Here is a 9,380-nt window from a genome sequence, read left to right as displayed (position 1 = left end):
GCATGGTGGCTTTTAGCAAAGGACACGGCGGCGGCAGCGACTTTATCGTCATCGCCGACCCCGAGGGGCAACTCGAACTCACACAGGCTCAAGTGCAGGCACTCTGCCACCGTAAATACGGTGTCGGGGCCGATGGAGTACTCCGGCTTGTGCGCACGAATGCCACCGTTGAAGGCCAAGCGCTCGCGGCTGAAGAGCCCGACGCGGAATGGTTTATGGATTCGCGCAGCGCTGACGGCACAGCAACCGCTATGTCGGGCGACGGTATTCGGGTAGCAGCCCACTATCTTTTGGCCGCAAGCCTCGCCCGCGCCGAAAATGGGCGCACACTGCCGATCGCCACGCGCGCCGGCATTCGTGATGTTGCACCCAGCGCGACCGGATACAACGTTGACCTTGGCCGCTGGCGTATGACAGAGGGCGAACCCCTCGCAAAAGCCGATGGTCTCGATGTGCCACGGCCCGGCCTCGCACTCACGGTCGACGGCCCGCACATTGTTGTTGCCCTGGCTTCGAAGGCCGAACTCGACAGCATCGACTTGGCTCGGCCTCCGGCGCTGTCCGTCGACCCCGACCCCACGACAAGTATTGAGTTTGTGGTACCGCACGACCCGCTGGTCAAAGACGGGGTCGGGCACGTGAGTATGCGGGTATTCGAGCGGGGTGCAGGCGAAACCCTGGGTGGCGGTGCCGGAGCCGCGGCAGCAGCGCTGGCGGTGCGGCACTGGGCGGGTGCTTCAGCACCGGATCACTGGCGTATCGAAACACCCGGCGGCGTGCTTGCTGTGCGCATGTTCCCCACCGAAGAGGGCGAACATGTGGCACTGTCCGGACCGGCGCAGCTCGTTTTTCACGGCGAGGTTGACCTCGGCTAGTTAATTTGCCGGATGCTGCTTAGCCAGCAGGACGCGAAAACCACGCGAGGTGGCTGCACGCTGCACGGTAAAAGTGGGCATGGTGGCGGCGAGCCAGCGTTGCAGAGAGTCGGATCCGAGGTTTCGGGCTACGACCAGCCAGGCGTCGCCGCCGGGCTCGATGCGGGGCATCCAGTGTTCGAGCATGGCGTGCAGCACATTTTTTCCGACGCGGATCGGTGGGTTCGAACGGATGCTGCGAAAAAGCACGTCGGCAGGTACGTCGTCGGGGTGGACGGCCCGAATGTTTTCGAGTTCGAGAGCGCTGGCGTTACGCCGCACAAGATCGAGGGCTCGTTCGTTGACGTCAACGGCCCATAGCGTAGCATCCGGTGACCGCAGTGCGATATCGATGCTGATCGGGCCCCACCCGCAGCCGAGGTCGAGAATATTGCCGTGGGGCGGTGGCGGGGGAGTGTTGCCGAGAAGAACAGCGGTTCCGGTGTCAAGGTGTTCGGGACTAAACACACCACCGGCAGTGGTCACTTCGAGTTCGCGTTCAGCGAGCGTGACACGTATGCGGCGCAGGTTTTCGGGGCTTGCCGGAGACGCCGTGAAGTAATGATCAGAGCCCATGGGTCGAGCGTAGTCGACAGCACGACTATGGTTAAGGCACTCCGGATGCTTGGAGCCGAACGAAAGGTGCGGATGACGCAGTCAACGCAGCATAGCGACAGTTTTGACGACGACAACGAGACCGAAGACGCAATGAAGCGGATTCTGGCCGCGGGGCAGGAGCGTGTGCGCACACGTGTGTTCGGCGAAGACCGGGCACAGGCGTTGCAGCACGATGATACGGCTGCGCATAGCGATGCCGACGGTGATCAGTGGGATCTCGATGAGCGCCATGCGCTGCGAAGAATTTCAGGTCTCTCTACCGAGCTCGAAGATGTTAGCGATGTGGAGTATCGGCAGCTACGGCTAGAAAATGTTGTGCTGATCGGTGTTTATCCGCAGGGGGCTGAAGAAGAGGCCGAGAATTCGTTGCGGGAGCTTGCCGCGCTGACAGAAACGGCGGGCGCTCAGGTGCTCGATGGTGTGTTGCAGCGTCGCCCGCACCCCGACCCGGCAACCTATCTCGGGCGAGGTAAAGCAGAAGAGCTGCGTGATCTGGTGGCGACGCTCGGCGCCGACACGATTGTTGCCGACAGTGAACTGGCACCCAGTCAGCGCCGTGCACTCGAAGACGTGGTCAAGGTTAAGGTGATTGACCGCACGACGGTGATTCTCGATATTTTCAGTCAGCACGCGAAGAGTCGTGAGGGTAAGGCGCAGGTCGAGCTGGCGCAGCTGGAATACTTACTGCCGCGGTTGCGCGGCTGGGGTGAGTCGATGAGCCGGCAAGCCGGTGGGCAGGTTGGTGCGGCCGGGGCCGGGATGGGCTCGCGCGGTCCGGGTGAGACGAAGATCGAACTCGACCGTCGTAGAATTCGCACCCGTATGGCACAGCTGCGTCGCCAGATTCGTAGTTTTGGCCCTGCGCGCGATGCGAAGCGTGCCGAGCGTCGGCGTAACACCATTCCTTCTGTAGCGATCGCCGGGTATACAAACGCCGGAAAGTCGAGTCTGCTTAATCGGCTCACGGGCGCGGGCGTGCTCGTGCAGAACGCGCTGTTTGCCACGCTCGACGCCACGGTGCGACGGGCAGAGACATCCGATGGCCGCGTCTACACACTGACCGACACGGTCGGTTTTGTGCGCAGTTTGCCGCACGAGTTGGTGGAGGCGTTTCGGTCGACGCTGGAAGAGGTGGCCGAGTCTGACGTGATTGTGCACGTTGTTGATGCGGCGCATCCCGATCCCGCAAGCCAATTGCAGACCGTGCGCGATGTGATCGGCGATGTTGGCGCGCGTGACCTGCCCGAGATCGTGGTGTTCAACAAGGTTGATCTTGTCGACGACAGTGAGCGCATGGTGCTGCGCGGTCTTGTTCCGGATGCCGTATTTGTGTCGTCGCGCACGGGTGAAGGCATTGATGCGTTGCGTGACGTGATCGAGCAAACCCTGCCGCAGCCCGCTGTCGAGTTGAGCGCTCTCGTACCGTACGACCGCGGCGACCTTGTGGCTGCGATCCACGAAACAGGAATGCTGTTCTCGTCGGAGCACCGGGAGACGGGCACTTTTGTACACGCGCGTGTCTCGGAGCGGCTGGCAGCAGACCTCGCGGAGTTTATCGTCGCTCCCTAGAGATAACTTGCCGTTACTGCGCGATGAAGCGGGCTTCCACCGTGGCGGAAACGATGATGTCTTCGGGTTCGAGCTCGAACTGAGGTGCTGTGGAAGCGCCAACGGCACTGGCCCGTGCACTCATCATACGGGGCTCGTGTCGAGGTTCGTTCCGCGAGAGAAGGCCAGTGTCGGCGATTTCTTGTGCTGTCACGGTTGTGAGCCCGAGGGCGCGAGCGTAAGCCTCGGCGCGCACAATCGCGACTGCGACGGAGCGCGTAGCGACCTCGCGTTCAACTTCTTCGCGGGTGGTTTCGGTGAGTGACCACTGCACAGAATAGATGGTGATGCCATCCCGAACGCTCACTTCGCTGATCCATGTAGAGAGCTCAGTAGCGTCACGAAAAACGACCGTGAACTCTACGGTTGCCGTATACACCACGGGCAGCCGCTTGCCCTCGTTATTCCATGGGCGTTCAGCTCGAACTGTGACATGTGAACTCGACCAGCGCTCGAACCCTTCCGTGTTTTCTCGCTGCTGAAGGCTATCGATGACGGGTGCTGCCCAGTTGTGCGCACGTGCTACGGCATCGGCGCGTTCATGGTGTTCGCTGCGCACCGCCAGATGCACGGTTGCTCGTTCGGGCGCATGCCGCGTTTCATGTTCACCGCGCACGGTGATTATTACTTCTTTCGTCATGAAAGCGACTCTACGGCAGGTGTGGTTCTTGCATGCACACAGCGGAACCGGAAAAATGCTCGATTTCTGCGGCGCGCTCTGGTACTGTCCAGTACTAATCCCAGTGGGGACATTGTGGGAGTGGGGGGACGCCGTCACGGCCAGACGGTGTGCCAGACATCGTTGCAAGGGCCTCTCAACAACGAAAGTAGATCACCAGACATGAGTGAAACCACACAGCAGATCGAGCGCCGCACGGTATTGAGGGGCGCTGTTTGGTCGGCTCCCGTTATTGCCGCTGCCGTAGCTATGCCCATGGCATCTGCATCGACCAACAATGCCGGTGTCACATGGACTGACAGCACGACGTCCCTCGCGGATCTCCGGCTTCTTGATTCCGACACCGTGCTTACCGCGAACGTCTTGCCGACTCTACCGACGGAATACACGATCACTAACGGCGAAGGTGCCATTTCTGCTGCCGCAACGGTCTCGATTCGTGTAGGACGACCTTCGGGCATAAACCTGCCGGTTGGGCGCGCACGCGGCTTTGGCGTGTACTCGGTCGATGGTGTTGTTACTCCGCCGAGCGAGCGTTCCGTGCAGTACGAGAGCGCGCCTCTGATTGGCGATGTTGGCTTCCCCATCACCAACTGGACCGGCACACGTAACGTGTCGATCTCTTCGAACGGTGCCCTTGTGGTTCCTGTCGAATTCGGTCTGACCGGCACGAACTCGGGTATTACTGTGCAGCTGCTCAGTAACTTCCCGGTCACGCTCACCGTCGACTTTGGTGACGGAGCCGCATACACAGCCTCATCAAACATCTCGGTACCTATCGGCGCTGGAGTCCTGTAGCAGCCTCACCGCGGAGGCAAACGTCTGCACGTTTGCCTCCGCGGAATAGCTTCGCGAGCGAATTCGTTGTATCCTGTGATGCTGCGATGCGTAGCATCCGGTTGATAATTCCACAGAGTGACAGCGGTCTCTTCGCACGAAGACCACGGGGCTGATCGGTTTCGACAGCGCCTGTGAATCTACGAGAAGCGGGCCGAGGATGCAGGGTTATCTCGTGAACGCTCCCTGTAAACCAATAGTTGCCAATTCAAAGCGCAACGACTTCGCCCTCGCTGCATAAGCGAGCCCGATAGTCCGTCAGACCGTATGTGATTCCGGTACGGATCCTGGCGTCATTGAGGGATCTTGCTGCGTGGTGGCGTCTGGACGCCACGCGGGACTTTTCCCAGACTGGGCCTGTCAACTTAGGTGTCTGTGACAAAGGTTGGGGCCAAGCAGAACGCTCGCACAGACTGCGCCCGGAGAAGGCGTGGAGACTCAGCGCTGGACGGGGGTTCGATTCCCCCCAGCTCCACTGATCGCTGTCACAGTGTTAAACCCCCGCGTTCCCTTACGAGAGTAGGGAACGCGGGGGTTTCTTTTTTGTTCCGGTGCCTGTGGATAACTGCCGTTTGCCCACACTTTGCCCACATTTGAAAACAGAGTGAGTGCTCGCTGGGGCTGTTTCGTGTGGTTATGCGATGTCTTCGAGGGCTTGTAGCGCGTTGGTGGCTGCTGCGCCTGCACGGTCGTGGAGGCGTGCTGCGACGTCGTCGAGGTCGTCGTCGAAGAGGTCGGCGTAGGTGTCGAGGGTCATGGATGCTGACTTGTGTCCGAGCATCCGCTGAACGGCTTTGACGTTTGCGCCGGAGCTGATTGCGAGTGATGCGGCGGTGTGTCGTAGGTCGTGTGGTGTGAGGCGTTCGAGTCCGGCGGCTTTGATGGCTTTCGCGAACCAGGAGTTTGCGTCTTCGTCGGTTTTCGCTCGGCGTAGGTAGTTGCCGGATGCGTCGGAGAATACGAGTGCGTTTTTTGGTTTGCCTTCGCATTGGGTTTCGAGCGCTTTTGTGAGGAATGCCGGGTAGGGGACTGTTCGTTTCTCCCACGTTTTTGGTGCGCCGACTTCGATGTTGCCGTCGACTTCGACGGCTGCGCGGTTGATGTGGAGTCGACGGCGCAGCTGGTTGATGTCGGAGACGCGGAGGCCGACTGCTTCGGACCACCGGATGCCGCAGTATGCGAGTACGAGCACGAGGGTTGCGTGCGTGTGGTTTTTGGTGGCGGAGGCGAGTCGGATGACTTCGTCGTCGGTGAGGTATCGGCGTTGTTTTTTCGAAATCTTTTGGGGGAGGTTGCGGGCTCCACGTGCAGGGTTCTTGGGTATGCGCCGGTCACGTACGGCACCATCGAGTATCCCGGCGAGCACGCCGAGTGCGCGCAGGACGACGGTCGCGGAGCGTGGCCCGCGGGTATTACGGCGTTCGCGAGAGCGTGCCGTGATGGCTGTGCCCGCAGACATTTCGGTGATCCATGCTTCGACCGCTGATGGTTTGATATCGCCGATTTGGGTTGTGCCCCAGCGCGGTTTGACGTGCACGCGCCATGCGACTTCGAGGGAGTGGTAAGAGGAGGGTTTGAGGTTCTTTTTTGTTTTGAGCCACGCTTCGCCCAGCACACCGACGGTGATCCTTGCCGCTTGTGGGTCGATGTATTCGCCGCTGGCTTTTGAGACGGTGATCGAGGCGAGAAACAGTTGGGCTTCTTTCTTGGTCTTGAATCCGCGTTTGTCAGTCTGGGACTTATCGGGTTTGCGATATCGGACGCGGTAGCGTTTGCCTGCTGCTGTGTCGTATGCGGTGATGGAGCCTGCCATGGTTATGCCACTTCGAGTCGGTGTGCAAATTGTCCGACGCCCATGCGTGGTGCGACGTACACGGACGTGTCGGTGCGGAGGAGCGCTTCACGGTAAACGAGCACGAGTTCTGTTGAGACGCGCAGGTCGTGTGCCATTGAGGGAACATGCCCGTCTCGGATGTGTTCGGCTTCGGCGTAGTCGCTCGGGCTGATTAGGGCGTGTGCGGCCCAATCTTGTGCTGCGGTCTCCTGGCGTGCGCGCAGTATGCGATCAGTGGTTGGGTGGTGCCCGAGTTGGTGGTGGCCAATTTCGTGCGCCAGGACGGAACGTAGGCTGCGCTGTGACATGCCCGGGGTTAGTCGGATGATGTGTTCGTCAGGGTAGTAGCCGGACACGTGCGCTCCGTGGTATTCGATGACTCGGAGTCCTAATTGGTCGGCGAGATCCCACATCTCGTTGTCCAGCCCCATCGCTGTTCCACCCCTTACTTAGGCGCCGTCGAAGTCGGCGTCCGTCTCCTGCGGCTGTTCGTTGATGCTCTCATTAGCGACCATCGGCAGATCGTGAGCGCCGAATGATGCGTGGATGACATCGCCCGGAGGCGTGTCGAGCGCCAAGCGAGTGCGGCGCGCGAGCTCGATCATGAGCGTCTTACCGGTCCATCCGCTAACGAGCATGGCAAGTGCATCAATGTCTTCGGTGTCAAGTGGGCGGCGACCATTGGCGCGCTCTGATACGTAGCCGTCATTGCGATCGAGTTTCTTCGCGATTTGCAAGTTGGTGATCCCGTTGGCGCGCATGAAGCCTTTGTATTCGGCGGCGAATGCGGCAGCGAAGTCGCTGAGGGGTCGGTAACGGTCAGCCATGCCCGAAAGTCTTGCATATGCGCTAGACGCTAGTCAATAGCAAGAATCAACTGGAAACTAGCCATTGCATATGCAAGACTCTTGCACATGCAAGACGCACAGACTCTGGCCGAGAAGGCGATCCGCCTCCACCTGGCCGCACGCAACAAGAACCAGGCATGGCTCGCCGCACAGCTCGGAGAGTCCACGTTCTGGGTGGGTCGCCGACTGAATGGAGCGATCGCTTTCAAGATCACCGACCTCGAGCGCATCGCGGCGCTGTTCGGTCGCACAGTCGACGAGCTGCTTACGGATGCAGACAAGATCCCCACTGGTCCACAGGCGGTGGCGTCATGAGCAGCATCTTCACGGGACCTGTGCCGACGATCATCGGCGCCACGGTTTACGCGCTCAACCGAACCTTTGGTCTCGCCCCAGCGCGCGATGCAGGGTCGCCCGAGATCGTCGTCGAGGTGATCGATGGCTACAGCGGCCTTATCAAGACCAACGCCGGAAAGGTCTACTCGAATGGCGACTTCGGCATCCTGCGATTCGCTGAGGCGGTGGCGTCGTGAGTAACGTCACCGCCATATCAAGCACACCCACACCAGAGAGCGTGTGGCTTTCACCAGAGCAGGTCTGTGACCTCATCCCCGGGATGACCGTCACCCTGCTGCAGCGAATGCGTGACACCGGTAAAGGGCCACGGTATGCGAAGCCGTCACCGAAAACGGTCGTCTATTCCCGGGCCGACGTCGACGCATATGTGCGCTCAACGCTCGTGCCTACCCGGGAGCAGGCATGAACGGTTTTCGCGTGGTTATCGCGTGGGCCGCATTGGTGTTGGCGCTGCTGTGTCTGGTGCTTGTGGTCGTGTCTTTGCGGGCGAATGGGGTGCTGCTTTTGGGTACGGGTTTCGTTGCGGTTTTTGTGTGGGCCGTGGGTGGGTTCACGCGTGATTTTTGGTCTCGCTAAGTAGCGAAGGGGAATGGGAATGAGTTTTACAGCAAGTAATGGGGTGGTTCTCTCGGGCTATGGTACGCGGCTCGCAGATGTCGGTTGGGCGAAGCTGCCAGCCATTCATGAAGCGCGGAAAGAGATGTATCAGCTGCTGCGTGACAAGGAGCTCGGTCGGTGGCGGTGGCCGGAAAGCTCCCGCTACGTCGTCTATTACCACGACTCACACGCCGACGTGCTCGATGAGGTCAGCGGGCGTATTCGTTCTTATACGCGTTCCGAAGCCTACGCAGTATCGAATTCCGACAGCAGGCAAGCAGCCAGGGCGTATTTCGAGGCGCATCGCCAGAAGATCCCGGCGACCGCTGAATACATAACGTGGCTCGATGACGGCGTCTCCCAATATGCGCGGCGGGCTCCCTCGGGATGGTGGATCGCAAAAGTCACCGAGGGTGAGTTTGTTTCCGAGCACGAGCTTTTAGACCAGGTTGGCGCGTCGGAGATCACCGTGCTGCAGGTGACGTCATGACCGCGCCCAGGCACATCGAATCAATCCCTACCGTCACACAACCACTTGATATTCCAGAGCCTGAACAGCCGATGCCGACCGTGTGGTTTGTCGCCGCAACGGTGGCCGGTGTTGTCGCAGCTGTGACATTGATCGTCGGTCTGGTGATCGCGTGAAAGTCTCATTTTTCGTTCCCGGGATACCAGTTCCTCAAGGGTCTATGACAGGCCGGGTACAGGGCAAACGGGCCGTGATCTATGCGAGCAACGAGAAGAAGCTGCGCCCATGGCGGGAGGCAGTAACGCGGATGGCTCGCGCGTCGTGGCTGGATCGCACGCAATTGGAAGGGCCGGTGCGTCTGGATGCCGTGTTCGTGTTCGCCCGTCCAGCGACTGTGAAGCGGCGACTGCCGTCTGTCTTCCCCGATTTGGACAAGCTCGTCCGCGCGGTCGGCGATGGGGTCACAGAGGCAGGGATTTGGAAGGACGACGGCCAGGTGATCCGGATCGTCGCGGAGAAGGTTTACGGCGCTGCGCCCGGAGTGCATGTGTCGGTTTCAGAAATGTCGGCAGATGTGCCGACGCGAGGCGAGCGCCTGCTCGCAGGAATGGGGAAGTAA

General features: G+C 60.3%; 15 protein-coding genes and 1 other RNA gene. 11 read left to right on the top strand and 5 right to left on the bottom strand.

The features are described 5' to 3' along the window. The first annotated feature begins 2 nt into the window (after nt 1–2). Nucleotides 3–875, top strand: a complete 873-nt coding sequence (dapF, locus tag ACQUSW_RS03815; protein WP_428930922.1) for a diaminopimelate epimerase — start codon at nt 3–5, stop codon at nt 873–875. On the opposite strand, the gene ACQUSW_RS03810 is transcribed toward dapF, so the two are convergent. Next, entirely contained in the window at nt 876–1,490 is a 615-nt protein-coding gene (locus ACQUSW_RS03810; RefSeq protein ID WP_428930921.1) for a class I SAM-dependent methyltransferase, read from the bottom strand. It lies immediately after the preceding gene. Nucleotides 1,491–1,562: 72 nt separating this feature from the next. On the opposite strand from ACQUSW_RS03810, the gene hflX reads away from it, so the two are divergent. Continuing rightward, the gene (gene hflX / locus ACQUSW_RS03805) at nt 1,563–3,101 is read left to right on the top strand and encodes a GTPase HflX (protein ID WP_428930920.1); all 1,539 of its coding nucleotides are present in this window, start codon (nt 1,563–1,565) and stop codon (nt 3,099–3,101) included. A 13-nt stretch (nt 3,102–3,114) separates the two neighbouring features. Here the strand turns inward: hflX and ACQUSW_RS03800 are convergent, their stop codons facing one another. After that, entirely contained in the window at nt 3,115–3,780 is a 666-nt protein-coding gene (locus ACQUSW_RS03800; RefSeq protein WP_428930919.1) for an SIMPL domain-containing protein, read from the bottom strand. A 201-nt stretch (nt 3,781–3,981) separates the two neighbouring features. Between ACQUSW_RS03800 and ACQUSW_RS03795 the strand changes: the two genes are divergently transcribed. Together ACQUSW_RS03795 and ssrA are read left to right on the top strand one after the other, a co-directional pair. Beyond that, nucleotides 3,982–4,617 carry a hypothetical protein gene (locus ACQUSW_RS03795; RefSeq protein ID WP_428930918.1) on the top strand — a complete coding sequence of 212 codons (636 nt, stop codon included), beginning with the start codon at nt 3,982–3,984 and terminating at the stop codon, nt 4,615–4,617. A gap of 147 nt (nt 4,618–4,764) precedes the next feature. After that, nucleotides 4,765–5,134, top strand: a transfer-messenger RNA (tmRNA) gene (gene ssrA, locus ACQUSW_RS03790). Nucleotides 5,135–5,290: 156 nt separating this feature from the next. Here ssrA and ACQUSW_RS03785 read toward each other — a convergent pair. From ACQUSW_RS03785 to ACQUSW_RS03775, 3 genes are read right to left on the bottom strand one after another with little or no spacing between them, the layout of a single operon-like run. After that, nucleotides 5,291–6,469, bottom strand: a complete 1,179-nt coding sequence (locus ACQUSW_RS03785) for a site-specific integrase (RefSeq protein ID WP_428930917.1) — start codon at nt 6,467–6,469, stop codon at nt 5,291–5,293. A 2-nt stretch (nt 6,470–6,471) separates the two neighbouring features. Next, a complete protein-coding gene (locus ACQUSW_RS03780) occupies nt 6,472–6,921 on the bottom strand; it encodes an ImmA/IrrE family metallo-endopeptidase (protein WP_428930916.1) in 450 nt (149 codons plus the stop codon). 18 nt (nt 6,922–6,939) lie between these two features. Then, a complete protein-coding gene (locus tag ACQUSW_RS03775) occupies nt 6,940–7,317 on the bottom strand; it encodes a hypothetical protein (RefSeq protein WP_428930915.1) in 378 nt (125 codons plus the stop codon). Between the two features lie 87 nt (nt 7,318–7,404). Here ACQUSW_RS03775 and ACQUSW_RS03770 point away from each other — a divergent pair, with 87 nt between their 5' ends. Genes ACQUSW_RS03770 through ACQUSW_RS03740 form a run of 7 tightly spaced genes read left to right on the top strand, consistent with a single transcriptional unit; the run spans nt 7,405 to nt 9,380 of the window. After that, entirely contained in the window at nt 7,405–7,653 is a 249-nt protein-coding gene (locus tag ACQUSW_RS03770; protein ID WP_428930914.1) for a helix-turn-helix domain-containing protein, read from the top strand. Beyond that, on the top strand, nt 7,650–7,871 hold the full coding sequence (locus ACQUSW_RS03765; protein WP_428930913.1) for a hypothetical protein: 222 nt from the start codon (nt 7,650–7,652) through the stop codon (nt 7,869–7,871). Before ACQUSW_RS03770 ends, ACQUSW_RS03765 begins: the two co-directional genes overlap by 4 nt. Next, entirely contained in the window at nt 7,868–8,101 is a 234-nt protein-coding gene (locus ACQUSW_RS03760) for a helix-turn-helix transcriptional regulator (protein WP_428930912.1), read from the top strand. Before ACQUSW_RS03765 ends, ACQUSW_RS03760 begins: the two co-directional genes overlap by 4 nt. Next, nucleotides 8,098–8,271, top strand: coding sequence for a hypothetical protein (locus ACQUSW_RS03755; RefSeq protein ID WP_428930911.1), 174 nt, complete (start codon nt 8,098–8,100; stop codon nt 8,269–8,271). Before ACQUSW_RS03760 ends, ACQUSW_RS03755 begins: the two co-directional genes overlap by 4 nt. A 19-nt stretch (nt 8,272–8,290) precedes the next feature. Continuing rightward, entirely contained in the window at nt 8,291–8,782 is a 492-nt protein-coding gene (locus tag ACQUSW_RS03750; RefSeq protein WP_428930910.1) for a hypothetical protein, read from the top strand. Continuing rightward, nucleotides 8,779–8,937, top strand: a complete 159-nt coding sequence (locus ACQUSW_RS03745; protein WP_428931304.1) for a hypothetical protein — start codon at nt 8,779–8,781, stop codon at nt 8,935–8,937. The genes ACQUSW_RS03750 and ACQUSW_RS03745 overlap by 4 nt, the downstream gene beginning before the upstream one ends. Further along, on the top strand, nt 8,865–9,380 hold the full coding sequence (locus ACQUSW_RS03740) for a RusA family crossover junction endodeoxyribonuclease (RefSeq protein WP_428930909.1): 516 nt from the start codon (nt 8,865–8,867) through the stop codon (nt 9,378–9,380). The genes ACQUSW_RS03745 and ACQUSW_RS03740 overlap by 73 nt, the downstream gene beginning before the upstream one ends.

Origin of the sequence: Microbacterium luticellae (assembly GCF_050408645.1) — a bacterium.
Classification (GTDB): Bacteria; Actinomycetota; Actinomycetes; order Actinomycetales; family Microbacteriaceae; genus Microbacterium.
Note: the sequence above shows the minus strand (reverse complement) of the source record. Positions and strands in the feature narration are given on the sequence as shown.

Bases quoted from the DNA above. Each gene is read 5' to 3' on its own strand.
- dapF (WP_428930922.1), top strand. From the start codon at position 3: ATGGTGGCTTTTAGCAAAGGACACGGCGGCGGCAGCGACTTTATCGTC.
- ACQUSW_RS03810 (WP_428930921.1), bottom strand. From the start codon at position 1,490: ATGGGCTCTGATCATTACTTCACGGCGTCTCCGGCAAGCCCCGAAAAC.
- hflX (WP_428930920.1), top strand. From the start codon at position 1,563: ATGACGCAGTCAACGCAGCATAGCGACAGTTTTGACGACGACAACGAG.
- ACQUSW_RS03800 (WP_428930919.1), bottom strand. From the start codon at position 3,780: ATGACGAAAGAAGTAATAATCACCGTGCGCGGTGAACATGAAACGCGG.
- ACQUSW_RS03795 (WP_428930918.1), top strand. From the start codon at position 3,982: ATGAGTGAAACCACACAGCAGATCGAGCGCCGCACGGTATTGAGGGGC.
- ACQUSW_RS03785 (WP_428930917.1), bottom strand. From the start codon at position 6,469: ATGGCAGGCTCCATCACCGCATACGACACAGCAGCAGGCAAACGCTAC.
- ACQUSW_RS03780 (WP_428930916.1), bottom strand. From the start codon at position 6,921: ATGGGGCTGGACAACGAGATGTGGGATCTCGCCGACCAATTAGGACTC.
- ACQUSW_RS03775 (WP_428930915.1), bottom strand. From the start codon at position 7,317: ATGGCTGACCGTTACCGACCCCTCAGCGACTTCGCTGCCGCATTCGCC.
- ACQUSW_RS03770 (WP_428930914.1), top strand. From the start codon at position 7,405: ATGCAAGACGCACAGACTCTGGCCGAGAAGGCGATCCGCCTCCACCTG.
- ACQUSW_RS03765 (WP_428930913.1), top strand. From the start codon at position 7,650: ATGAGCAGCATCTTCACGGGACCTGTGCCGACGATCATCGGCGCCACG.
- ACQUSW_RS03755 (WP_428930911.1), top strand. From the start codon at position 8,098: ATGAACGGTTTTCGCGTGGTTATCGCGTGGGCCGCATTGGTGTTGGCG.
- ACQUSW_RS03750 (WP_428930910.1), top strand. From the start codon at position 8,291: ATGAGTTTTACAGCAAGTAATGGGGTGGTTCTCTCGGGCTATGGTACG.
- ACQUSW_RS03745 (WP_428931304.1), top strand. From the start codon at position 8,779: ATGACCGCGCCCAGGCACATCGAATCAATCCCTACCGTCACACAACCA.